Annotated in this window: 15 protein-coding genes and 1 pseudogene; 10 read left to right on the top strand and 6 right to left on the bottom strand. The window is 40.4% G+C overall.

Features of this window, described 5'->3' with window-relative positions; all coding sequences use genetic code 11:
- Window positions 1-891: nicotinate mononucleotide-dependent phosphoribosyltransferase CobT (cobT, locus tag D5R40_RS18275; protein WP_124155019.1), on the top strand; the 891-nt coding region annotated here is incomplete at its 5' end.
- Between the two features lie 606 nt (window positions 892-1,497).
- Here the strand turns inward: cobT and D5R40_RS18270 are convergent.
- Window positions 1,498-1,698, bottom strand: coding sequence for a hypothetical protein (locus D5R40_RS18270; RefSeq protein WP_153183426.1), 201 nt, complete (start codon window positions 1,696-1,698; stop codon window positions 1,498-1,500).
- A 507-nt stretch (window positions 1,699-2,205) separates the two neighbouring features.
- On the opposite strand from D5R40_RS18270, the pseudogene D5R40_RS39795 reads away from it, so the two are divergent.
- Window positions 2,206-2,571: pseudogene (locus tag D5R40_RS39795) on the top strand (ferredoxin); the annotation flags it as partial.
- Between the two features lie 371 nt (window positions 2,572-2,942).
- On the opposite strand, the gene D5R40_RS18260 reads toward D5R40_RS39795, so the two are convergent.
- From D5R40_RS18260 to D5R40_RS18250, 3 genes are all read right to left on the bottom strand, one after another.
- Entirely contained in the window at window positions 2,943-4,304 is a 1,362-nt protein-coding gene (locus D5R40_RS18260; RefSeq protein WP_124155018.1) for a WD40 domain-containing protein, read from the bottom strand.
- Window positions 4,217-7,306: an nSTAND1 domain-containing NTPase gene (locus D5R40_RS18255; protein ID WP_124155017.1), complete on the bottom strand. Its 3,090-nt coding sequence runs from the start codon at window positions 7,304-7,306 to the stop codon at window positions 4,217-4,219. The genes D5R40_RS18260 and D5R40_RS18255 overlap by 88 nt, the downstream gene beginning before the upstream one ends.
- Before the next feature lie 441 nt (window positions 7,307-7,747).
- Complete coding sequence (locus tag D5R40_RS18250) at window positions 7,748-9,178, bottom strand: ATP-binding protein (protein ID WP_124155016.1); 1,431 nt, start codon at window positions 9,176-9,178, stop codon at window positions 7,748-7,750.
- Window positions 9,179-9,478: 300 nt separating this feature from the next.
- Between D5R40_RS18250 and D5R40_RS18245 the strand changes: the two genes are divergently transcribed.
- The 3 genes from D5R40_RS18245 to D5R40_RS18240 all read left to right on the top strand — a co-directional run bounded on the left by D5R40_RS18245 (window position 9,479) and on the right by D5R40_RS18240 (window position 13,596).
- On the top strand, window positions 9,479-10,498 hold the full coding sequence (locus D5R40_RS18245; RefSeq protein ID WP_124155015.1) for an ABC transporter ATP-binding protein: 1,020 nt from the start codon (window positions 9,479-9,481) through the stop codon (window positions 10,496-10,498).
- Window positions 10,499-11,221: 723 nt separating this feature from the next.
- Window positions 11,222-11,374: a hypothetical protein gene (locus tag D5R40_RS35510; RefSeq protein ID WP_161565015.1), complete on the top strand. Its 153-nt coding sequence runs from the start codon at window positions 11,222-11,224 to the stop codon at window positions 11,372-11,374.
- Between the two features lie 389 nt (window positions 11,375-11,763).
- Window positions 11,764-13,596 (top strand): sodium:solute symporter family transporter, encoded by a 1,833-nt coding sequence (locus D5R40_RS18240; RefSeq protein ID WP_240041614.1) that lies wholly within the window; start codon window positions 11,764-11,766, stop codon window positions 13,594-13,596.
- Between the two features lie 226 nt (window positions 13,597-13,822).
- Here the strand turns inward: D5R40_RS18240 and D5R40_RS18235 are convergent, their stop codons facing one another.
- Window positions 13,823-15,748, bottom strand: a complete 1,926-nt coding sequence (locus D5R40_RS18235) for a PQQ-dependent sugar dehydrogenase (protein ID WP_124145673.1) — start codon at window positions 15,746-15,748, stop codon at window positions 13,823-13,825.
- A gap of 603 nt (window positions 15,749-16,351) precedes the next feature.
- Here D5R40_RS18235 and alaS point away from each other — a divergent pair.
- The gene (gene alaS, locus D5R40_RS18230) at window positions 16,352-18,976 is read left to right on the top strand and encodes an alanine--tRNA ligase (protein WP_124145674.1); all 2,625 of its coding nucleotides are present in this window, start codon (window positions 16,352-16,354) and stop codon (window positions 18,974-18,976) included.
- 360 nt (window positions 18,977-19,336) lie between these two features.
- On the opposite strand, the gene D5R40_RS18225 is transcribed toward alaS, so the two are convergent.
- Window positions 19,337-19,522, bottom strand: a complete 186-nt coding sequence (locus D5R40_RS18225) for a hypothetical protein (protein WP_124155014.1) — start codon at window positions 19,520-19,522, stop codon at window positions 19,337-19,339.
- 132 nt (window positions 19,523-19,654) lie between these two features.
- Between D5R40_RS18225 and D5R40_RS18220 the strand changes: the two genes are divergently transcribed.
- From D5R40_RS18220 to D5R40_RS18210, 4 genes are all read left to right on the top strand, one after another.
- The gene (locus tag D5R40_RS18220) at window positions 19,655-23,329 is read left to right on the top strand and encodes a CHAT domain-containing tetratricopeptide repeat protein (RefSeq protein WP_240041613.1); all 3,675 of its coding nucleotides are present in this window, start codon (window positions 19,655-19,657) and stop codon (window positions 23,327-23,329) included.
- Complete coding sequence (locus tag D5R40_RS41240; RefSeq protein WP_275670253.1) at window positions 23,319-23,453, top strand: hypothetical protein; 135 nt, start codon at window positions 23,319-23,321, stop codon at window positions 23,451-23,453. The genes D5R40_RS18220 and D5R40_RS41240 overlap by 11 nt, the downstream gene beginning before the upstream one ends.
- 103 nt (window positions 23,454-23,556) lie before the next feature.
- The gene (locus D5R40_RS18215; protein WP_124142677.1) at window positions 23,557-24,129 is read left to right on the top strand and encodes a Uma2 family endonuclease; all 573 of its coding nucleotides are present in this window, start codon (window positions 23,557-23,559) and stop codon (window positions 24,127-24,129) included.
- A 191-nt stretch (window positions 24,130-24,320) separates the two neighbouring features.
- Entirely contained in the window at window positions 24,321-24,887 is a 567-nt protein-coding gene (locus D5R40_RS18210; protein WP_124142676.1) for a Uma2 family endonuclease, read from the top strand.
- Window positions 24,888-25,239: the final 352 nt, after the last annotated feature.

Here is a 25,239-nt window from a genome sequence, read left to right as displayed (position 1 = left end):
CCACAACCCAAATATCCATTACCACCCCTTGATGCTGGTGCTTCTCCAGTTTTAATCACAAAAGCAATTGTTGATGCTCTCAATATTCCTCTCTACTTATTTAATGCTGGTTTAACTCATCAACCCACTGTACCAACAATTAATTTGGGAGGTACTCCAGCTCGTTGTTTAACTTCTGGTCATGCTTTAGATATGGCAACTGTTGAACATTTACTGGAAGCTGGAAAGAGTTGGGGATATAAGTTAGCTGCTGAAGCAAAAGATAGCTATTTAATATTAGGAGAATGTGTAGTTGGAGGTACAACTACAGCTTTAGCAATTTTATTAGGTTTAGGTATTGCTGCTGCAGGCAAAGTTAATAGCAGTCATCCTCAATGTAATCATGCTCAAAAGTTGACTGTGGTGCGCCAAGGTTTACAAGTTTCTGGTTTTAATTCTGTACCTCCCCTTTCACAACCCCTAAAATTGGTCGCTGCAGTGGGAGACCCGATGCAAATAGTAGTAGCAGGAATGGCAATGACAGCAAGTCTCAAAGTAGGGGTGATGTTAGCTGGTGGTACACAAATGTTAGCTGTTTATGCTTTGATGCAAGCATTAGCTGCAAAATATTCTTTATCTTGGTTGCCTGAGAATATTGTGGTGGGAACAACTCGATGGGTTGCTGAAGACCCGACAGGAGATACTGTGGGGTTAGCTAGAGAAATTGGTATTGTGCCTTTGATGGCAACAAAAGTTAGTTTTGCTGAGTCTTGTTATCCTCAATTACGAGCTTATGAACAGGGGTATGTTAAAGAAGGTGTGGGTTGTGGAGGATGTGCGATCGCGGCTCATTTATATAGAGATTGGAGTCAAGACCAGTTGCTTCAAGCTGTTGAAAGTTTGTTTTTATAGGGAGATGGGGAGATAGGGAGATGCTAATCAAACATAGCATTACTATTCCGAAACGGTATTAGTGGGACTTACACAAAATAAAGCGATAAAATAGGCTCAAATATAGATAGGCAGAGGCTTTTACGTCAAAAAGGTATAAATTATGAATTACTAAGGGTGCTAGCCATTTTTAACGCATCGACGTAATTCCCTTGTCTAGACTGACTTTGACGCATGTTTCCTACCAAAAAATTTCTAAGTACCATTAGTTATAATATATATCCCCAGAAAATAAACTTGCTTTTTATTTAAGATAAGCTAGAGTTGTAAAAGTCACTGAAAAATCATTTTTCGTATCTTTGGCATGAAAATTTATTCCCTGTTCCCTGTTCCCTGTTCCCTGTTCCCTGTTCCCTACTGTGTGCAAAAAGTCTATATCTTTTTCGGAGAGGTCTAATAGTTTGTTTGTAGTTGGGTTTTAGCCCAATAAATACTTTTCTGATACCAATTCCTCAAAAAAATGCTATACTTATTGAATACTTCAGTCATTAAGTAATAATAATGGTTCAGCAATGTTTTTAGCCATTATTTGTATGAAGTAAAGATATCTTATTTTAATTCCAAATTTTAATTCCAAAGCTGCTTCTTATAGCAATTGTGTTGATATGCACTCCAACCTGCCTCTGGATGGTCTTGGTCTGCCATCAATAACACTTGAGCATGAAGGATTTTCTTTGCCGGACCATGACCATTATGGCTAATATCCCGTAATTGTTGCCGTTGGCGTTCGCTCAGATAGACTTTGTACTTAATCTTAGAATTACTCATAGGACATCCTGGGTCATAATTTTTACCCACAATTTTAGTCTAGATGCGCTACTACTGTTGGGTTTACCCTGCGGGTAAGCTACGCTAACGTTCCTCAACCCAACCTACACCTAGAGATGTCTATATGCAAAGACAATACCGATCACTGATAATTATTGTTTATTTTTGCAAGAGGTCTAATGCTAGATTTGGCGTTGGTAAATTAGTGTATAATATTAATCTTAACTACTTAGAAGTCAGGAGTCAGTCCTCAGAAGTTAGGAGGGAAGAAATAAGAAGAAAGAGTAGTAGAAGAGAAAGTTTTTTGTTCACTAATTATCTGGACATTATATCATACCTAAAATCACCAACGCCGTAATTGGTAAGATGATTTTCTACTAGGGGTGATACCCATCACTTACTCTGGTTAGATATTTAGAGGTATCAGAAACAGATTACTCTTAAAGTTTCATCTCTTGATTTACCAACGCCCTAGATTTTTCTACATCATTTTCTGAGTTTAACACAGAACGTTCAGGTTTTGAACCCGAACTTGGTGGAATGTTGCGACAAAAAGGAGTTTACGTTGATGAAATTACCTGTATCGGTTGTAAACACTGCGCTCATGTTGCCCATAATACTTTTTATATAGAATCAGATCATGGGTGATCGCACGTTTTTCAGCAAGATGGCGACCCTGAAGAATTAATCCAAGAAGCGATCGACACTTGTCCTGTAGATTGTATTCACTGGGTTGATTATACCAAACTAAATACTCTGGAAGAAGAGTGCAAGTATCAGGTTATTCCTATTTGTGGTGGTCCTGTGGATAGTGGAGTAGCTCGTATTGCTAGTCATAGAAATAAGCAAAATGCAGATAAAAAGAAGATTTGATTCTTTTCATTAATTCCTGTAGGGTGCGTTAGCGAGAAGATTAATTATGCTCAAGTCTAGTGGAGAGGGCGATCGCGTAACGCACCATTTCAATGTTATAGCAGTCGAAGCAAAAGTTATACCAAATTGATATAGCAATGTGCGCTGGCATATTTACAAATTACAGTAACTGTCCAATAGCTAAAAGCCTGATATTATCGGTTTTTTATTCCCCCTGTTGCCTGTTGCCTGTTGCCTGTTGCCTGTTGCCTGTTGCCTGCGCACAGCGCTATAAATGTTTGCTACGAATAGCTAGGGTATTTCTTAACTTATCTTTTTCGTCAAATAGTCATTTCCAATAAATTCTTTCTATCGACTCCAGCAAATAACCATCAATCTCTCAAACTCTCCAACACCTCATCCGTAAACGGATTTTTCCCTGCCTGGAGCGCTTCGATCCATTTTTGCCGTTGTGCTTTTTTCTTCTCATTACTCGTCCATTCTACAGATACCTGAAAATCTGCGATCGCTCCTTTAATGTCCCCAGTTAAAGCCCTGGCAAGTCCCCGACTATTAACAATCGAGCCATTTTTAGGGCTAAGGGTGACTGCTTTCTCACAAGCAAACATAACATTAGCAGCTTTTTCATAAAGACTGCCAAACCAACAGAGAGTATCCCAATTCTTAGCATAAATTTGAGTAGGGTAGATTTTTTCTGCTTGTTTGTAAGAGGAAATTGCTTCCTTAACTTTACCCTCTTTCACAAGCTTCCTCCCTTGTTCCAATAACGCATCTACTCCCTGATATTTGGCTTTAGCTTCTGGATCGATATTTTTTAGATTAGGAATATATGCCACTTTGTCAAGCTCTTTTGCTCGTTGATACTTTTCTACTGCCACCTCTATTTTTCCTTCTCTTGCTAATTTCGTACCTTCCTCCATCAGCTTTTCTGCCTCAGCTAATGATGCTGCAAGAACTTTTGGCTTGAGGTTGAGGTCGGGATTCCATTTTAGTGCTTTCTCAAAGAAAGCAACTGCTTGCTCAAGTTTTTCTGCTTCTCCTTTACTTTCCCTTGCTAGTTTCTCTCCCTTAGTTATCCAACTGCGAGCTACTACTTTTATGCGTTTGTCAGTTTGGCAAATCTTGAGTTTTTCTAATTCCTGGGGGTGGGTAATCAGGTAATCATTTAACCACTCGCAACCACGTTTGGTTAAATCTTCTATCCGCAAATCTGTCCACAACTTCACCGTGTTGTCAGCACTTGCAGAAGCAATAGTCTCTCCATCGGGGCTAAATGCTATATCGAAGACCCAATCCTGGTGTCCCTTCAGAGTCTGCAAAAACTGCCCCTGGCGGTTCCACAATTTCACCGTGTTGTCAGCACTACCAGAAGCAATAGTCTCTCCATCGGGGCTAAATGCTATACCGTAGACAAAATTCTCATGCCCCTTCAGAGTCTGTAACAACTGCCCCTGGCGGTTCCACAATTTCACCGTGTTGTCAGCACTACCAGAAGCAATAGTCTCTCCATCGGGGCTAAATGCTATACCGTAGACAAAATTCTCATGCCCCTTCAGAGTCTGTAACAACTGCCCCTGGCGGTTCCACAATTTCACCGTGTTGTCAGCACTACCAGAAGCAATAGTCTCTCCATCGGGGCTAAATGCTACACTGTAGACGGGATGCTGGTGTTCCTGGAGACGGTTAAACTCTCTAAACTCCTCTTTGTTGCGTTTGTAAACTGCGACTCGCAGAGCATTTGTAACCTTGCTAGCATCATCCGGTTTCTTCTATAAACCGGAAGGTGCGCGGAGGGGTTAAAATCTCTAAACTCCTCTTTGTTGCGTTTGTAAACTGCGACTCGCAGAGCATTTGTAACCTTGCTAGCATCATCCGTTGGTTGAAATTTACTATTTCTTTGTTTTTGCCTAGCTTCCATGGCAGTCATCAGGCCATCCCATCGCTCACCTGAAATAGACAAAGCTCTAGCCTCACTTGCTTGAGCAATAGTAGTTTGTCTTTCTGCCCGTATTTTTTCCTTCTGTGCCCACAAACCAAATATTGTCATCCCTCCTGCCAATACTGTCATCACCAATGCAGCAGCAACCGACCCTCTAACTACCCACTTCTGTAACTGCTGTCGTTTTTCCCGTTCCTGTTTCAGCTCCTCTAGTGTTTCATTTCCTTTCCTTTGCCGAATAAAAGCAACTAAATAATCATGCACTAACTGATAACGATTTGCTGGTTTTTCCCGTAACAAAAATACTAAACTAGACTTGACAAAAATCTTTAATACTAACTCTAACTCTTTCTCTTGAAACTCACTTTCTTTTACCAATTCAGCCTGAGTTTTTAGTGGTCGAGTATTATTTTCATCGGTTAACAATATCAACACCAACCAAGCAAATTTTTCATTTTCTTCACCACAGTCTTTTACTACTGATGCTAAATATCGGTTGACTAATTCTGCCTTGGGATAATCTCCTAATTCTTGATATTTTTCCACAGTGGTAATATTCTCTGTCTGTAGTTGTGCCCCCACTACTTGCAATTCTATCGGGCGAATTTCTCCCAACTCCTGAGCTAAATCTTCAACTAACTTTTCTGTCAGATTTGGATCTATTTTAAACTGAGAATTTTCTGTTAATCCTTGAATGACTAATTTTGCCTGATCCTGGGAAAAGTTTCTCAATTCATAAAGAACATTTTTACTTAAAATGTCATTGCTGATTGTTTCTAAATTTGCTAAATAATTAAATTCTAATAAATAATGAATATAATCTGAACGCAGGGATAAAACAATTTTCACAAAAGGAATTTTTAAACATTCTTCCAGAAACTGAGCAAATTCTCTTTTTTGCACTGGCTCTGAATTAACAAAGAAAAATTCCTCAAATTGATCGAAAATAATAACCGTAAGTAGATTTAATTCAGCATTATTTCGTAACTGAGAAAAAATTGCTTCAGTCGAATTAAGTATATGTGAATTAACTGCTAATTGGGGAATTGCTTTAAGTTTTTTAGCTAAACTTTCCCCCAATGCTGAAATCCAATGAATATAAACTTGCTGCAAAACCACTACTAAATTACGGGTATCAATTGATTTTTTTTCTAAAGCAGTTATTAATCCAGCCTGCAAAATAGAACTTTTACCAACTCCTGATTGCCCATGAATAACTATCAGTTTATAGTCAGGGCGACTAATTCTTTCTAGTAATTCTTCGACATTAAATTTGCGTCCAGATGCAGAAATTTCTTGAGTAACTTTTCGTCGATTAAGTTGAGGTAAAGCCGGGTTTGTATTTGGTTTTCTGTATCCCAAACGATTTGCACCGATAAATGCTACAAACCCAAATTGTTGTTCTATTTGTTGCAGTTTTTGCTTCAATTCAAAAGCTGCTAAATATGCTTTTTGTTGGTAATATATTTCTCGTGATTCTGTGATAATATCAATATAAAATTCGGTACTGTACTCAGGTTTTGTCGTATTTTTTGCTTGTTCAAAATTGGCTATAGATGCTTCAAATTTACCTAAATATTTTTCGGCTTTTGCTAGAGCAAATAAATATTTTCCTAGATGAGAATAGCGCTCCCAATCTAAAGTAATTTCGTCTTTTTCTGAGCTAGGAGGAGATACAGCATCTAGAGTTTTGTTAAAAATTTTTATGGCATTTTGAGCAAGTTTTTTTGCTTGTCTATAATGATTTTTTGCCAGTTCAAATTCTGCTAGAAAACCATAAGCACGAGCTTCACAAAATGGCTGAGAATAGGTTTGATGTAATTCAATTGCTCTATTGGCAACAGTTTCTAACTCATCCCAACGCCCTAAAGTCTGCAAAACTTCTCCCCAAGTATTGATAAATTTAGCAACTAAGTCTGGGCGGTTAATTGTCTCAAAGCCTTCTACCGACTGCTGAAAATATGAACAAGCTCTCTCACAAGCCATATTTTTCTCAACCCGATGACTAACTGCATAACTACGCCACCATAACCCCAGATAATAATAAGTGTGAGCCACCCGCATCGAGTTGTTAACTTGTTGCCAAAGTTCGAGACTATGTTGATAATGCTCTAGTGCTACTTCGGTAGAATTATCAGTTGCCCTGCCTAAAACAAATTCCAAATTTGCTTCTAATTCAGGCTCTAAGGTAACTTCTCGGTTTAACAATTCTTGCCTTGCACCCACCAACTCTTGATAAGCAGACTCTCCCAAACCAAGGGTAGTATCATCTAAAAATATTCCTGCCCCACTTTCTAAAACTTTCTGATAAACACTCTCACTGGTCTGCTGAATAAAATCAATTAATTCCTGAGTGGCAGTTTCAAAAACGGTCAGACTTGACCAATTTTCAAAGTCAGGAATTAAGCGAATAAACTTACGAGAAATTTCTGCATCAATCCATAAAACTATGGGAAAAGGGCAATTTTTTCTAAACTCCTCGCGAACTAAACTCATTGCGACCAGCAATTTATCAATATTTCTGACAAACTCCAAACCCCAAACCATCAGAGCATCTGGTTGTTGGTTTCCTAAGCATTTTCTAATAGTTGCATAAAGTTCATCGACAGACTCATCCAACTGCAACTGTGCCAAGTCTCCAGAAAAAGATTCCCGGAGTTGTGGAATTAGGCGATCGCGCTGGCTCAAATTATTGCACTGTGCCAAAAACAGCCGAAATTGTCCTTGAGACATTTCCATCCCTTGGACTAATTTCTGCAATAATTTTTGATTGTTAATTTCCCTGTAACTAGGCATAAATTTTTGACTCTATGTTAATTGCTAACAAACCTCAAACCTTTATTATTTCCTACTAGACTGACACACCTTAAATGGGGGGATGGGGTGATGGGGGGATGGGGTGATGGGGTGATGAAAAAAGCTAATGCACTATTTTAGGTGAAACGGTCCACTACTAGACTGACACAGCTAAAACTGTGCAATAGATTGTGGCGTTGGTAAATTAGTGTATGATATTAGTCTTAATTCTTTAGGAGTCAGGAGTCAGGAGTCAGGAGTCAGGAGGGAAGAAAAACAGAAAAAACCCCGAGTAGAAGGAGAAAGTTTTTTGGTCGCGTAAAGGTCACGGAGTTCTATCGCACTATTATCCGGATATAGTATCATACCTCAAATTACCAACGCCTAGATTGTTATTTCTAGGTGTCTTTATCTCCCCTACTCCCCCACTCCCCCACTCCTCTACTCCCTTATATTTAACTCTGGCGCATCTTTCAAGAGAGGATTAATATCAAACCAAGGGCCAAGTTCATCTTGATACTCATAAACAAACATACTCCGAATTAAAATTTGATATCCATCATCTCCCGTTACTTTTTTTGTCTGAACAACTCGGCGCAATAATTCCCACTCATGGTCATCTACAGCTAAAAGTCGCTGATTACGATAAGTTTTAATTACATTGGCAACACTAGCGCGGGAGATGGGAAGATCCCCTTCTTCCATAATAGCCTCATTAACTATTCGCAATACATTCCTCACATGACCACCACTGAAACGACATAAGTAATCTAAAGTTTCCTGACTATCAAATATTTCGGTAACTTTTGCCAAACGTTGCTGTGGATCTAATTCTGGAAATGCCCTTGCCAACACTAACTGCCGCATTAACTTCATTCCTTCAGCACATTCACTACCATCGCGCAACTGTGTGGCCACCATTGGCAATATTTGAGGGTCTTTCTTAAATCTTTGAGTTAATGTGTCGTAGTCATTGGAAAACCTCAGTGCCATAGGAAGAGTATAAATCAGATGAAAATGAAGACTCATCAGTTGTTCGCCCCGGTCAACAAATAGATATTCTGGTTGAGGTCGCCCCCAAGGTTTAGGTGAGCTATCAACTTTTTCCAAGTTGTCAACGATAACCACTAATCCTTTTTTGCCATACTTTTTCAACTTTTCGTTAGCGGGTTCGAGTAATTCTTTGTTAATAGTTTCAATAATTCCGCTGGTGCGGGGTCCGAGATATTCTCTGAGTTTCGTACGAAGTTCGGGACTAGCTTTTGCCTGGGCAGTAATTTTACCAATTCCTAAAGCTACAAATTCTAATCCTTTTTCGTCAGCTTTGACTTGACCAACTCCAGGCAAACCAACTTCTGCTGAAAATGAACCCTCACTGCTAGCTGCCACTTTACCCATACCAGGAATATTCGCTTCTGCAGAGAGTTCAATTTCTGTCTGCAATAATTTTGCAGCTCCCTGAAGTAGACCTTTTAATCCTTTTGGTTCCTCCAAGTTAAGTTTTTCCAACTTCTCCAAACTTCTGCTGACCTGTTGTGCAATAGTTAGAAAAATATCGCCTATGTCTACATCTCCCATTTCTAGGCTTTTGTCAGACTCAAAATAGACAACGTGAAAACCTTCTGCTTCTAACTGTTGCTTGAGTTGCCATAATTCTGTAGACTTACCACAACCAATATGTCCGGTGAATAGTTGGCAAGTTGGTCGGCCTAAAGACCAGAGAGTAATAGTATTTTTTAATTTTTTTATAACTTTTCCTCCACGCACAGTCGAGAAGTCAATGTAGTATTTCTTGTCAATTTCTACATTATCTATAAACAGAGGAATGCCAGGGTTTGTTGCCTGAAAAAAGGCTTGGGGATCTAAAGGCATAATTATTTATGAGAAGCTACTTACTCAATTTTATCGCAGGGAACATTCAAGAATTTAGAATTTAGAATTTAGAATTTAGAATTTAGAATTTAGAATTTAGAATTTAGAATTTAGAATTACCTCTCCTTGAAAAGAAGAGGATTGACTAATCATGAAAATTTTTATTTATTATCCCCTTAAAAGAGGAGGCTTTAAACCACAATATTTCGATAAGAAAAACTTTTCTATCTGCTGGTTTTCTGCCGACAATAATATAAACAATTACAATGGTCGGAGGAAACTCTATATTTACTAATAATCATGGTACCAGCAGTTTTAATAGAAAACCTTCAGAAAAGTTATGGTTCGGTTACAGCAGTTAAGGACGTTTCCTTTCAGATAGAACCTGGAGAAATATTTGGTTTACTTGGCCCTAATGGTGCAGGTAAAACAACTACACTACGCGCTCTGTGTACTCTACTTACACCAGACGCTGGACGTTTAGAAGTATCTGGTATTTCAGTAGTTGACCAACCGAGAATAGCTAGACAACGTCTTGGCTATGTTGCTCAGGAAGTGGCCATTGACAAGGTTCTTACAGGCCGAGAACTACTACAACTGCAAGCAGCTATATATCATATTCCAGGGAAATTGGCAAGGGAAAGAATCGAAGGAGCGATCGCTCTTCTGGGAATAGAAGATTGGGCGGACAAAAAAACAGGTACTTATTCAGGTGGTATCCGCAAACGTCTAGATTTAGCAGCAGGTTTATTGCATCAACCAGATGTTTTAGTTTTGGATGAACCCACAGTAGGTTTAGATATTGATAGTCGGATAGCAGTTTGGGATTTTTTGCGTGAGTTGCGAGACTCTGGTACAACAGTTTTAATTACCAGTCACTATCTTGAAGAAGTCGATGCTTTGGTAGATAAAGTAGCTATTATTGACCAAGGTCTGGTTATTGCTGCGGGTACTCCTTTTGAACTTAAAGACCGAGTGGGAGGCGATCGTATTACTCTCCGTGTTAGGGAATTTTCTTCTACTGAAGAAGCAGAAAAAGTAAAAGCATTAGTAGAAAATTTACCAATGGTTCAAGAAGTTATTGTTAATGCTGCTCAAGGCAATTCTTTAAACTTAGTGGTGACACCCCAGAGTGATGCTTTTACCACAATTCAAGAGTTACTGTATCAGCAGGGTTTACCTACTTTTAGTATTGCTCAAGCACGACCAAGTTTGGATGATGTTTATCTAGCAGCAACAGGAAAAACTTTGATGGATGCAGAATTAGCTGCTGTGGGTAGTCGTGACTTAAAAGCTGAGAAAAAACAAAGTATGCGTTAAACGTTGGCACTTTGTAGGTTGGGTTGACGTTCAGGAAACCCAACAACAGTTATTGTATCTGTTCAACAGTTATTGTATCTGTTCAACAGTTATTGTATCTGTTGGGTTGCGAGATACGCTTAACCCAACCTACTGAAGTCAAAGTCCAGTAGGGTGTGTCGGTCCAGTAGGGTGTGTTAGGGACAGCGTAACGCACCATCAATAGCTGGAATCGGCGGTGCCTTAGAGCTGATTAACGCACCCTACTGGACTGACACAGCTAATTTTATGCATGATTATGATTGGGGTGGGGGCGGGTTTACTCAGTCCTGGGTGACACCATTAACTTAACGCGGAACCCGCCCCCGCCCCTACTGGACTGACACAGCTAATTTTATGCATGATTATGATTGGGGTGGGGGCGGGTTTACTCAGTCCTGGGTGACACCATTAACTTAACGCGGAACCCGCCCCTACCCGATGCACCATTTTGGGTGTGCCACTCCACTACTTCTACTTCTATTGTCCAATAGTAATGCACCATCAATAGCTGACATCGGTGGTGCCTTAGAGCTGATTAACGCACCCTACTTCTATTGTCCAATAGTAACGCACCATCAATAGCTGGAATCGGCGGTGCCTTAGAGCTGATTAACGCACCCTACTTCTATTGTCCAATAGTAACGCACCATCAATAGCTGAAATCGGCGGTGTCTTACATTTGATTAATGCACCCTACTTCTATTGTCCAATAGTAACGCACCATCAATAGCTGGAATCGGCGGTGCCTTAGAGCTGATTAACGCACCCTACTGGACTGACACAGCTAATTTTATGCATGATTATGATTGGGGTGGGGGCGGGTTTACTCAGTCCTGGGTGACACCATTAACTTAACGCGGAACCCGCCCCCGCCCCTACTGGACTGACACAGCTAATTTTATGCATGATTATGATTGGGGTGGGGGCGGGTTTACTCAGTCCTGGGTGACACCATTAACTTAACGCGGAACCCGCCCCTACCCGATGCACCATTTTGGGTGTGCCACTCCACTACTTCTACTTCTATTGTCCAATAGTAATGCACCATCAATAGCTGACATCGGTGGTGCCTTAGAGCTGATTAACGCACCCTACTTCTATTGTCCAATAGTAACGCACCATCAATAGCTGGAATCGGCGGTGCCTGAGAGCTGATTAACGCACCCTACTTCTGTTGCCTGTTGCCAGATGAGCTGCGCACAGCGCTATATAAGTAATCAACCGGACATAATATAATAGAATCAATGGTACTGATAAGGAAAGTTGAGGAGTTTATGCATTTAATTGATTATACTATTGTCGTCATCTACCTGCTGGCGATCGTTCTGTTTGGCATATTTCTCCAGCGGAAAGCATCCGCTGGCATAGACTCTTACTTTCTGGGCGATCGAAATATGCCTTGGTGGGTATTGGGGGCATCCGGGATGGCTTCCAATACGGACATTGCGGGGACAATGTTAATCACAGCCTTAGTCTACGCCTTGGGAACGAAGGGATTTTTTCTGGAACTCCGGGGTGGCATTGCCTTAATTCTAGCAATGTTCATGATTTTTATGGGCAAGTGGAATCGTCGCGCCCAAGTTATGACTTTAGCGGAATGGATGCATTTGCGTTTTGGAGTCGGACGGGAAGGAAATATCGCCCGGATAGTTAGTGCTGTTGCTGCTATTATCTTGACCATTGGCAGGATCAGTTACTTTGCCATCGGTGGGGGCAAATTCTTAGGAGAATTTATTACTGTCGATGCCCGTCTGGCCTCAATTTTAATCATATTCCTGGCATTGATATACACTGTCCTTAGCGGTTTTTATGGGGTGGTGTTAACAGACCTGTTTCAGGGAGTTTTGATTTTTGTGGCTATCATCTATATCTGCGCGATCGCTCTGCAACTTCCTCCTCTACCAGAGACATTTGCTATTTCTATTCCGGGAACCGAGCAATTGCACGAGTGGAATTTTAGCGAGTGGAGTAGTATATTCCCCTCTATGGAAGTAGACTTGCCAGGAGACTATGGTCGTTTCAACTTGTTCGGCGCTATCCTTTGTTTCTATCTGCTGAAAGTATTAATGGAAGGGTTTGGCGGTATCGGTGGTTATATGATGCAGCGCTATTTTGCCGCCAAAAGCGATCGGGAAGTGGGGTTAATGTCCCTGTGGTGGATATTCTTGCTTTCCTTTCGCTGGCCTTTGGTAACTGCTTTTGCGATCCTGGGCATCAATTACGGCATTACTAACCAAGTAATTCCCGACCCGGAACTGGTCTTGCCAACAGTTATCGCTACTTACCTACTAGTGGGAATCAAGGGATTGGTATTAGCTTGTTTTATCGCTGCCGGGATGTCTACTTTTGACTCCTTAATTAATGGTGGTGCTGCTTACTGGGTGAAGGATATTTATCAAGCTTATCTCAATCCGCAAGCTGACAACCGCAAACTGCTGGCTCAAAGTCGTTGGGCATCGGTTATCATTGTTATGGTGGGATTGCTATTTAGCTTCAGTATCTCCAATATCAATGAAATTTGGGGATGGTTGACTCTGGGATTGGGTACGGGTCTGGCGGTTCCTCTGCTGTTAAGATGGTATTGGTGGCGGTTTAATGGCTATGGATTTGCCACGGGTATCGCTGCTGGTATGGTGGCCGCAATTGTGACTAAGGCGATCGTCTTACCTTCCTTCCCGAATCTGCAACTTGCCGAATTTATCCAATTTCTAATTCCTAGCAGTTGTTCTTTGGCAGGATGTATCGCTGGCACTCTGTTAACCCCGGCAACGGAACGGTCAGTTCTGGAGAATTTTTATACTGTCACCCGTCCCTTCGGTTTTTGGAAGCCGATCGCTGTTAATATTCCCCGCAATCTCACGGTCAATATCGCATTAGAGAACAGGCGTGATTTGCTGGCGACTGCGATCGCGATTCCCTGGCAAATAGTTTTGTGTCTCACGGGAATTATGTTTATGATGAAACGTTGGGATAATTTCCTGATTCTATCCCTGTTGTTGCTTGTACTTTCTATCTGTTTGTACTTCGTCTGGTATAGATATCTGTACGGAAGTCAAAATTCAAAAGTCAAAAGTTAAAAGTTAAAAGTAAGAAAAACGAAAGAATTTAAGCCAGGAAATTATTTAAGAGTATACCAAGTAAAGTCTGTATTATTTTGATAAGCTTGAGCTACAAAGATATTGAGCGATCGCTATTAATATTAAATGCGGATTTGATATTATTTTTAGTTGCGCTTTAGGACTAAACATCTATCGACGCCTAGCATGGGAGCAAGATGCTCCCACTGTAGGGAAATGGCGATCGCTAACTTCTGAGGAAGAAATCTTCTGCTTCTATTGATGGAATATTTGTCAAAGTGGCAAATTGACCTCCACTACCGAAACCAGCTTGACTACCATTGGGATTATAGAATAATTTTCCATTTTCACTATTATAGACAATGACTGCTTCAGAAGTTTCTGCTAGCTGATCATCAGTAACTGTGGCAAATTCTCCCGCAATGCTGAAACCTGTTCCTGAATCGCTGTTGATGGCAGTAAAAGTTGTCAGGTCTAGAAGAATAATATCTCCCTGTGTTTGGGAAAAATCAGTAATTGTATCTATACCTACATCCTCAGTCTGAAATTCATCATTAGTGTTAAAGATAAAGCGGTCAATACTACCACCTCCTGTAAGTTGGTCGTTTCCTGCTCCACCGTTGAGTCTGTCGCGACCAATACCTCCTTCTAGAGTATCGTTACCATCACCCCCTAACAAGATATCGTTACCAGGGCGACCAATTAACAGGTCATTACCAGATTTACCAAATAGGCGATCGCTTCCAGGACCACCATTAACACTATCATCACCCCTACCACCATTGAGAGTATCTCGACCAACACCACCAATTAATGTATCGTCCCCACCATTACCAGTCAGGCGATCGCTACCTCTTCTACCAAAAAGTTGATCGTCACCTTCTCCACTCTGAAAATTATCATTGTCATTAGTACCTTCTATCGTTTCATTTTCAGGAAATTGTATTCGATAAATTCGATTGTTTCCTTGTTCGGTAAACAACAAACTACCATCCGGTAAAACCTGTAAACCAACTGGACGACCCCAAGTTTCAGGTTCTGCGGAAACGTCCAAGAAACCTGTTAAAAAATCTTGATATACTCCTGTGGCATTTCCATTTTCATCAAAGGGTACAAATACTATTTTAGAACCTGTGGGTTCTTGACGACCGAAACCACCTCTAAATGCAACAAATGCTCCATTGTGATATTCTTCTGGGAAAGTTTCACCATCATAAAATTGCAGTCCTAAAGGTACTGAATGTGCTTGAAATAATACATCGGGAGTTTGAGTTTCTGTTACAAAATCTGGAGTTTGAGTTTCCGGTACGAAATTAGGATTTTCTTGTGTTATAAATGGGTCTGGTAAATCTGGTGATAAATAAACATAAGGCCAACCATAAAATTCATCTTGTTCTAATCCTGTTAAATAATCAGGAACTAAGTCATCACCTAAATCATCTCGTTCATTTACAGTGGTAAAAAGTTGACCTGTTATTGGGTGAAAATCTAGACCTACAGGATTTCTTAAACCAAAAGCAAAAGTTTCTTGATCGGAACCATCTAGATTCATTACTTGTACAGATGCTCTAGGTAAATCTTCTATTGTTACGTTGCCAGCGGAACCAATAGAAACAAAAAGTTGATTGTCTGGAGAAATTGCTAAGTTCCGAGTAAAATGATTTCCAAATGGTGGTAAATCTGCAATTTTTTCGCCAGTACCATTAATTTCTGTTTCCCCAATATTATAAGGATATCTTACTATTGAATCTGTATTTCCCACATAGAAAAAATCTTCAGTAAAAACCATGCCGAAAGGTGCATTTAATCCATTTTCTGCATCGGCAAAAACTTGAGAAAAATCTGCTACACCATCCTCATCTGTATCGCGTAGTAAAAGTATTCGATCATTGAAAAGTGATGTTACTAATACATCTCCAGTTGGAGTAACTCCTAACCAACGAGGATTTCCACTTTCAGGAAAAACATTATCAGCAAAAACATTAACAGTAAAACCATCTGGAACTTGCAAAACTGGATTATCGGGAATTGAAATAGTAGCGGCACCATTACCAAAAATACGACTAGCAGGAGGTTCTGGTAAGGATTCTAGAGAAATAAAGATATCCTCTAATTCCAAGGGTTCGGTTTCTATCAGTCCGTTAGTTAGCATTATTTTTAGAGATGTTTTAGTTTCTTAATATTGACAATCAATATACTATCCTAAATTTCCAAAGCTAATGAAATATTAAGCTGCTATTTATGCCTACAAATTTACATTGTCTAATTTTAGACCAAGCAGCAATTATACAAACAAATTTAACCTTTTTTATATACTTATTTTTATTTGTTTTATATTTTTTAACTTGAGAGGTACTTGATTAAGTTAGTCTTAAATTATCTATACAAATTAACGAAAGGAAAGATTAATTTAAGATTAAATATAAAGATTTTTCAATTACTCAATAAAATAGTATCTAAAACTTGATAAATTAGGTCTATATTTATTCGGTGAAATATTTCAAATAAATTATATATATGATGCAAAATAAAAACGAAAAATTCGATAAAGTCTCCTGCTGGGATTTCTGGAAAAAGTTTATATAATTTCTGGAAATGCTTGATAAAGATTTCCGCTATTATAGAAATTTTCTGTTGTTCAATGGTCTATAACACCTAATATCTATTACAATAAAAGTTGTAAATTTTCAACAGGTAAAACTTTGCCTGAATAGACGGAAAATTAAAATTACACAACCTAACATCTGAATTAATTATGTCTCCAAAAAAACTCACAGGTAACGAAATTCGACAAACATTTCTCGACTTTTACGCACAACGGGAACACACTATTTTACCCAGTGCATCTCTAGTTCCCGAAGACCCCACGGTCTTACTCACTATTGCGGGAATGTTACCATTTAAACCTATATTTCTCGGACAACAACCCCGGAAATATCCCCGCGCTACTACTTCCCAAAAATGTATCCGTACCAACGATATTGAAAATGTCGGTCGGACTGCCAGACATCACACTTTTTTTGAGATGTTGGGTAACTTCAGTTTTGGCGACTATTTTAAACCAGAAGCGATCGCCTTTGCTTGGGAACTTTCCACAAAAATATTCGGTTTACCTCCAGACCATTTAGTTGTCAGCGTATTCCGAGAAGATGATGAAGCATTTGCTATTTGGCGCGACAAAATTGGTATTCCCGCACACCGTATTCAACGGATGGATGAAGAGGATAATTTTTGGGCATCGGGTCCGACGGGTCCGTGCGGTCCCTGTTCGGAAATTTATTACGACTTCCATCCAGAATTGGGGGATGAGAACATTGACCTGGAAGACGATAGCAGGTTTATCGAATTTTATAACCTCGTATTCATGCAATATAACCGGGATGCAGAAGGAAATCTTACACCACTACAAAACAGAAATATTGATACGGGGATGGGGTTGGAAAGAATGGCGCAAATATTACAAAAAGTGCCGAATAATTATGAAACTGACCTAATTTTTCCTATCATTAAAACTGCTGCGGATATTGCTGGTATCGACTACAAAAAAAGTGATGACAAAACCAAAATTTCCCTGAAAGTTATTGGCGACCATGTACGAGCAGTCGCACATTTAATTGCTGATGGTGTCACTGCATCTAATGTTGGCAGGGGTTATATTTTACGACGGTTAATTCGCCGAGTTGTGCGTCACGGACGTTTGATTGGCATTTTTGGGGAATTTACATCCAAAGTAGCTGAGAAAGCGATCGCTCTTTCTGAGGATGTTTACCCTAATTTGCGGGAGAGAGAAACTGCTATTAAAGCTGAGTTGCAACGGGAAGAGTCTCGCTTCTTGGAAACATTGGAGCGGGGTGAAAAATTGTTGGCGGAAATTATCGCAAAACCGGAAACTCAGAAAACTAAACAAATTTCGGGAGAAGATGCTTTCAAGTTATACGACACCTATGGTTTTCCACTGGAGTTGACTCAGGAAATAGCAGAAGAAAATGGTTTAACTGTTGATGTCAGTATGTTTGAAAAAGAAATGAAACTGGCGCAAGAACGTTCTCAGTCAGCCCACGAAACTATTGATTTAACTGCTGAAGGTGGGGTAAAATTAGATGTTGACAAAACGGAATTTTTAGGATATACAGATTTGACTTCCTCAGCGCAAGTAATGGCGTTAATAGCTGAAGGGGAACAGGTTGAGTCTGCGGAAGCGGGTACTCAAGTGCAAGTGGTACTTGACCAAACGCCCTTTTATGCCGAGTCTGGAGGTCAAATAGGCGATCGCGGCTATCTAAGTGGGGATAATGTGGTCGTGCGGATAGAAGATGTGCAGAAGCAGAATAATATTTTTGTGCATTTCGGTCGCGTGGAAAGGGGTTCGTTACAGTTAGGAATAACGGTGAATGCTCAAATAGATGCTGCTTGTCGTCGCAGAGCGCAAGCAAACCATACCGCAACACATTTGTTACAAGCTGCTTTGCGGTCCCTGGTAGACCAGTCTATTTCTCAAGCGGGTTCGTTGGTATCTTTTGACCGTTTGCGATTTGATTTTAATTGTCCCCGGGGGTTGAAACCGGAGGAAGTGGAGCAAGTGGAAGCTCAGGTGAATAGTTGGATAGCTGAAGCACATCCGGCGACGGTTGCGGAAATGCCATTGGATGAGGCAAAGGCAAAGGGAGCTGTTGCTATGTTTGGTGAAAAGTATAGCGATGTGGTACGGGTAGTTGACTATCCGGGAGTGTCGATGGAATTATGTGGGGGAACTCATGTGAATAATACGGCAGAAATTGGGGTGTTTAAAATTATTTCTGAAGCTGGTATTTCTTCTGGGGTGCGCCGTATAGAAGCAGTTGCTGGTTTGGCAATATTAGATTATTTGAATGTCCGAGATACTGTGGTTAAGGAATTGAGCGATCGCTTTAAGGCAAAACCGGAGGAATTATCGGAGCGGGTGAGTAACTTGCAGCAGGAGTTGAAGGAGTCGCAGAAACAGTTGGAAGCGTTGAAAGGTGAGTTAGCAGTGGCGAAGTCTGACCAGTTGTTAGGGGATGCTGAGACTGTGGGTGAGTTTCAGATATTAGTAGCGGAGATGCCTGGAGTTGATGCGGAGGCGTTGAAAACTGCTGCGGAACGGTTACAACAAAAGTTGGGCGAGAGTGCTGTGGTATTGGGTGCTGCTTCTGGGGAGAAAGTCAGTTTAGTTGCTGCTTTTAGTAAGTCTGTGAATAGTAAAGATTTGCAAGCAGGGAAATTTATTGGTGGGATAGCGAAAATGTGTGGAGGCGGCGGCGGCGGTCGTCCGAATTTGGCGCAAGCAGGGGGTCGCGATCCGAGTAAGTTGAAGGAGGCGTTGGAAAGTGCGAGGGAGCAGTTAGTTGATGGGTTGAAGTAAATTTTTGACCACTATGTTGTAGGTTGGGTTGAGGAACCCGAAACCCAACATAACCCAACTTACTTAACATAAACATATATAGGTTTTTGTTGGGTTGCGCTATCGCTTAACCCAACCTACATTATTATCACTAAATTATCCAAATATGGTATTAGTAGTTTAGGTGATTTTTGTAGATTTAAGGTAAGTTAATACCTAAGCTAAAAATTATTTATTTAGCAGTTTTAAAAATCTACAATATTTGAATCATCTTCACTAGATATCTCCAGAAAACAGAGAATGGAGAATAGGGATAAATCATTGATAGTTCATAGATAAGAATTGACTTTATTCTTGATATTTGGAGATATTTTTTCTAACTTATACAATATTTGAATTGCTTTCACTATTAATAAGAACGCGCGTTTCTTCAAACTCGATAGGTTCAAGTTTTTTAGGTGGTTCTAGTTCCTGAGAAGGTTCAGTTTTTTTAGGTGGTTCTAGTTTCTGAGAAGTTTCAGATGATTTTTGATTTAAGTTATCACTTTGTTCTGAATTATTCGACATAAATGACTTTCCCAAAAGTTTAACTTGTTTAGCACTGCCTCGCAATGACAGAGGAGTTAAATTAAGTAAACTGCATAACTGGTTACTTCTAAGGATATATAATTAAGTAGGTGTGCTAATGGGGTGAATTTTATGAAAGCAATAATTAAATATTCTCTGGTGTGGGGAGCAACATTTATTAGTATCTGTGGGTTAACTGTGGGGATGGTGAAACCAGTAGTAGGGGAAATTAAACCTGCTGTGGTAGCGCAACAGTCTGGGGAAGTCGAGGAATTTAAGGGACTTTTTCAACAGGCTGGTCAGTTGTCAAAACAGGGAAAATATAGTGAAGCTATTCTATTGTTAGAACGTGCCTTAATTATTGTAGAAAATGCAGGTGCTTCTGAAACCACTGCTGCCATAGTTATTCATCTTTTAGGTCTGCAGCATTATTACCAAGGAAAGTACACAGAAGCCTTACCCCTATTCCAAAGGTCTCTGGCAATATTAGAAAAAGCATTAGGAGCTGACCATCCCTCAGTTGCTGCCAGCCTCAACAACCTGGCAGTACTGTACCGTGACCAAGGGAACTACACAGAAGCCTTACCCCTATTCCAAAGGTCTCTGGCAATATTAGAAAAAGCATTAGGAGCTAACCATCCAGAGGTTGCCCAAAGCCTCAACAACTTGGCACAACTGTACCAATACCAAGGCAACTACAGCCAAGCCTTACCTCTATTCCAAAGGTCTCTAGCAATAAATGAAAAAGCATTAGGAGCTGATCATCCAGAGGTTGCCTCTAGCCTCAACAACCTGGCAGGACTGTACCGAGACCAAGGCAACTACACAGAAGCCTTACCTCTATTACAACGGTCTCTGGCAATCAAAGAGAAAGCATTAGGAGCTAACCATCTCTCCGTTGCCCTTAGCCTCAACAACCTGGCAGGACTGTACCGAGACCAAGGCAACTACACAGAAGCCTTACCTCTATTACAACGGTCTCTGGCAATCAAAGAGAAAGCATTAGGAGCTAACCATCTCTCCGTTGCCCTTAGCCTCAACAACCTGGCAGGACTGTACCGAGACCAAGGCAACTACACAGAAGCCTTACCTCTATTACAACGGTCTCTGGCAATCAAAGAGAAAGCATTAGGAGCTAACCATCTCTCCGTTGCCCTTAGCTTCAACAACCTGGCATCACTGTACAGTGACCAAGGGAAGTATACAGAAGCCTTACCCCTATTACAACGGTCTCTGGCAACCTATGAGAAAGCATTAGGAGCTAACCATCCAGACTTTGCCTCCAGCCTCAGTAGCCTGGCATCACTGTACAGTGACCAAGGGAAGTATACAGAAGCCTTACCCCTATTACAACGGTCTCTGGCAACCTATGAGAAAGCATTAGGAACTGACCATCCCTCAGTTGCTGCCAGCCTCAACAACCTGGCATCACTGTACAGTGACCAAGGGAAGTATACAGAAGCCTTACCCCTATTACAACGGTCTCTGGCAACCTATGAGAAAGCATTAGGAGCTAACCATCCCTCCATTGTCACCCCCCTCAGTAGCCTGGCATTACTGTACCATGTCCAAGGGAAGTACAGTGAAGCCTTACCCCTATTCCAAAGGTCTCTGGTAATATTAGAAAAAGCATTAGGAGCTGACCATCCAGACTTTGCCACCAGCCTCAGTAATCTGGCATCACTGTACCAACGCCAAGGGAACTACAGTGAAGCCTGGCCCCTCTTTCAAAGGTCTCTAGCAATCAGAGAAAAAGCATTAGGAGCTGACCATCCCTCAGTTGCCACCAGCCTCAACGGCCTGGCATCACTGCACCTTAACCAAGGCAACTACACTGAAGCCTTACCCCTATTACAACGGTCTCTAGCAATCAGAGAAAAAGCATTAGGAACTGACCATCCCTCAGTTGCCACCAGCCTCAACGGCCTGGCATTACTGTACCATCTCCAAGGGAAGTACACAGAAGCCTTACCTCTATTCCAAAGGTCAAGGGCAATCAGAGAGAAAGGATTAGGAGCTGACCATCCATACGTTGCCACTAGCCTACTCAACCTGGCAACACTGTACCAAGCTCAAGGAAATACAACCAGTGCCATTGAATATCTCACCCAGGCAATGGAAGTACAAGAAACCACCCTCACTACTTTCCTCGCCACAGGTTCGGAAAGCCAAAAACAAGCTTCCATGAGAAAGCTCTCAGTCACAACTCACCAAACAATATCCCTACATCTCCAAGACGCACCCAATAACCCAAAAGCAGCTAACCTCGCCCTCACCACCATCCTCCGGCGCAAAGGTCGCATCCTCGACTCCACTATCAAGTCCCTGCAAACTATCCGCGACAAACTGACCCCAGAAAACCAAAAACTCCTCAACGACCTGGCAAACACTCGTACTCAACTAGCTGCCCTCATCTACAACAAACCCGAAAATCTCCCACCAGAACAATATCGTCAACAAGTCGCTACCCTCAAAGGTAAAGCAGAGAAATTAGAAGCTGACCTTTCCCTCGCTAGTGCAGAATTTGCTAAGACTAATGAACCAGTAACTATTGAAACGGTACAAAAGTTAATTCCTGCTGATGCAGCATTGGTGGAAATAATGCAGTATTACCCAGTAGATGTCAAAGCTCTGAAACTTGGCAAACCCCACTACGCAGTCTACATCCTCCATTCCACAGGTTCACCACAATGGCTAGACCTGGGACCAGTAGCACCCATCCATAACACCATCACCGAATTTCGTGCTCAATTATCACAACCAAATAGTTCCATCCGAGAAGTTGCCCGTACCTTAGACCAACAAGTAATGCAACCCATCCGCCAAAAGTTAGGCAATGTCAAACACACCCTGTTATCTCCAGACTCCCAACTCAACCTCATTCCTTTTGCTGCTCTAGTCGATGAAAACAACCAATATTTAATCCAAAACTATAATATTACCTACCTCACCACCGGACGCGACTTAATCAAACTTGGTATTGACTTCCCCACCAAACAACCACCAATATTAGTTGCCAACCCCGAATACGACAACCCAGGCAACCCCACTTCTGTGCGACTCGTTGCTAATAATAAACGTGGTCACAAAAAACCTACTAGAGATTTAGGTAGTTTTTTATTTGCTCCAGAAAACTTAACTTTTGGAGCATTATCAGGAACCAAAGCAGAAGTGGAAGCTATTGCACCAATGTTATCAGATGTGACTCTGTTAACAGAGTCCAATGCTACAGAAAATGCTATTAAACAAGTGAATGCACCAGAAATACTTCATATTGCTACCCACGGTTTCTTTCTGGAAGATTTAGAAGAAGTAGCACCGCCAGTATTAGTCGGGGGTTTTAATACTGACATTCCCAACACAGAAACAAATAGATTAGAAAATCCACTGTTACGTTCGGGTATAGCTTTAGCAGGGTTTAATCCTCGCAAAAGTGGTGATGAAGATGGAGTAATGACAGCGTTAGAAATTGCTAATTTGAGTTTGGGGGGGACAAAGTTGGTAGTATTATCCGCTTGCGACACGGGAGTGGGAGATGTGAATGTAGGAGAGGGAGTTTATGGTTTGCGTCGAGCATTAGCTCTTGCGGGTAGTGAAAGTCAGGTAATTAGTTTATGGCAGGTGGATGATTTTGGTACGAAAGATTTGATGGTGAAATATTATCAACGGGTGTTGAATAATGAAGGGCGATCGGAAGCATTACGACAGACCCAGTTAGAGATATTGGGAACAGAGGAATATCAACATCCCTATTATTGGGCATCGTTTATTCCGTCTGGAGATTGGCGGGAGATAAATGATGGATAGCTCGGATATTTTTTATTATCCGGATGTCATGGTAACTTGTCACCCACAAAATGAAAATTTTTTAGAGTTAAAATTAGTGGGGTTAACTTTAACAATGGCCGATATTTATGATGAAGTTTTATAGCTTTTGTAGGGACGTTGCATGCAACGTCCCTACCTGATGATTTATCGTTTCTAATTTATGATAAAATTTAACTAATTGAACAAAAAAAATCAAGGAGGAAATTATGATTGCTCAACCGGAAAATCATCAAAAAACGACCGCAGAAGAATATTTAGAATGGGAAGCTAAACAGGAATTTCGCCATGAATATGTGGATGGTGAAATTTTAGCCATGACTGGAGCAAGTCTTCCTCATGTTGACATTGCCCTTAGTTTTTATCGCGCTCTCTATCCCCATCTCCGTCAAAGAGGATGTCGAGTTTATGTGTCTGATGCTAAAGTTCAGGATGCTAAAAATAATCGTTATTTTTATCCAGATTTAGTTATTAGTTGTAATGCTGATGATTTAAAATCTCGTACATTTCTCCAAAATCCTAGTGTAATTATTGAAGTTCTTTCTCCCAGTACCAGGGGTTACGATCGCGACGATAAGTTTAAATATTATCGTCAATTTTCGAGTTTGCAAGAGTATGTTTTAGTAGATTCAGAATCAATTTATGTGGAAATTTATCAACGTGGTGAAGGGAGAATGTGGCTTTATTCTGCATATATAGAAGGAGAAGATTTTACATTATCTAGTATTGAATTTAATTGTGCTGTTGATGTTTTATATGAGGACGTTAGTTTTGAGGATTAATGAGAGGAATATGAGAAATATTACTAACAAAACTAAAACAAAAATCAGCCCATAAAATCAACTCTTTGCTCGTAGTTTTGCTTGATCCCTAATCCTAAAATATTCGCCATCAGAAAAAAATGGCAGACTTATGACTTCAGCTATAATTAATTATCCATATAAATTCATATAAAATTGAGTAACTAATAACTATGGAATTAGCAACTGCATTTATTTCAACCACAGATTATCTGGAAGGGGAAAAATTTAGTCCCATTCGCCATGAATATCTCGGCGGTCAAATATTCGCTATGTCTGGTGGCAGTGAAGAACATAACCGCATTTCGTTAAATATTGCTAGTTTTTTGCGTTTGAATTTACGCGGCAGCGAGTGTAAAACTTTTATTGCAGATATGAAAGTTAAAATTGCCATTGCCGAAAATAGCTCGGATATATTTTATTATCCTGATGTGATGGTAACTTGTAATCCACAAGATACGGAAAAATATTACAAGAGTTTTCCTTGTTTAATTGTTGAGGTACTTTCCCCTTCTACTCAAGATTTAGACAGACGAGAAAAACGCTTGAATTATCAAAGTTTAGCAAGTTTGCAAGAGTATGTATTGGTCGATCAAATAGAAATGAAGGTAGAGGTTTATCGTCCATCAGAAGTTGGTTATTGGTCTAGGGAAAGTTTAGGAAAAGAAGATTGTTTAGAATTAAAGTCGGTGGGGTTAACTTTAACAATGACTGATATTTATGATGAAATTTTGATATAGCTTTTAAGCATTCAGCATATTAATGGCTTTAGTTATCTAGGAGAGAAGGGGAGAATATGGTTTAGGTGGGGACAAGAAACACTTAGAACGGGAGCAAGATGCTCCCACTGGACTATACCGTGACAAAAATAATTGGATACCAATACTATTACAATACAAAACCACTGATATCAAATCCGGTTAAACAGTTATAGAATCGTTAACTCAGGAGGAGTCAGGAGGAGAGAGAATTACAAAGATGAGCGTAATTATGACGATTGGAGAATTTTTTGATGTCCAATTCCCTCGGATTTGATATTATATCATGTCCGGTTAAACAGTGATAAATAAATAACTACGGAGTCCTCAGGAG

This window comes from Okeania hirsuta (assembly GCF_003838195.1).
GTDB lineage: Bacteria > Cyanobacteriota > Cyanobacteriia > Cyanobacteriales > Microcoleaceae > Okeania > Okeania hirsuta.
Note: the sequence above shows the minus strand (reverse complement) of the source record. Positions and strands in the feature narration are given on the sequence as shown.

Excerpts from the sequence above, each read along its gene's own strand:
- D5R40_RS18240 (WP_240041614.1), top strand. The coding sequence starts at position 11,764 with ATGGTACTGATAAGGAAAGTTGAGGAGTTTATGCATTTAATTGATTAT.
- D5R40_RS18220 (WP_240041613.1), top strand. The coding sequence starts at position 19,655 with ATGAAAGCAATAATTAAATATTCTCTGGTGTGGGGAGCAACATTTATT.
- alaS (WP_124145674.1), top strand. The coding sequence starts at position 16,352 with ATGTCTCCAAAAAAACTCACAGGTAACGAAATTCGACAAACATTTCTC.
- D5R40_RS18270 (WP_153183426.1), bottom strand. The coding sequence starts at position 1,698 with ATGAGTAATTCTAAGATTAAGTACAAAGTCTATCTGAGCGAACGCCAA.
- D5R40_RS18250 (WP_124155016.1), bottom strand. The coding sequence starts at position 9,178 with ATGCCTTTAGATCCCCAAGCCTTTTTTCAGGCAACAAACCCTGGCATT.
- D5R40_RS18235 (WP_124145673.1), bottom strand. The coding sequence starts at position 15,748 with ATGCTAACTAACGGACTGATAGAAACCGAACCCTTGGAATTAGAGGAT.
- D5R40_RS18210 (WP_124142676.1), top strand. The coding sequence starts at position 24,321 with ATGGAATTAGCAACTGCATTTATTTCAACCACAGATTATCTGGAAGGG.
- D5R40_RS18215 (WP_124142677.1), top strand. The coding sequence starts at position 23,557 with ATGATTGCTCAACCGGAAAATCATCAAAAAACGACCGCAGAAGAATAT.
- D5R40_RS18225 (WP_124155014.1), bottom strand. The coding sequence starts at position 19,522 with ATGTCGAATAATTCAGAACAAAGTGATAACTTAAATCAAAAATCATCT.
- D5R40_RS18245 (WP_124155015.1), top strand. The coding sequence starts at position 9,479 with ATGGTACCAGCAGTTTTAATAGAAAACCTTCAGAAAAGTTATGGTTCG.
- D5R40_RS18255 (WP_124155017.1), bottom strand. The coding sequence starts at position 7,306 with ATGCCTAGTTACAGGGAAATTAACAATCAAAAATTATTGCAGAAATTA.
- D5R40_RS41240 (WP_275670253.1), top strand. The coding sequence starts at position 23,319 with ATGATGGATAGCTCGGATATTTTTTATTATCCGGATGTCATGGTAACT.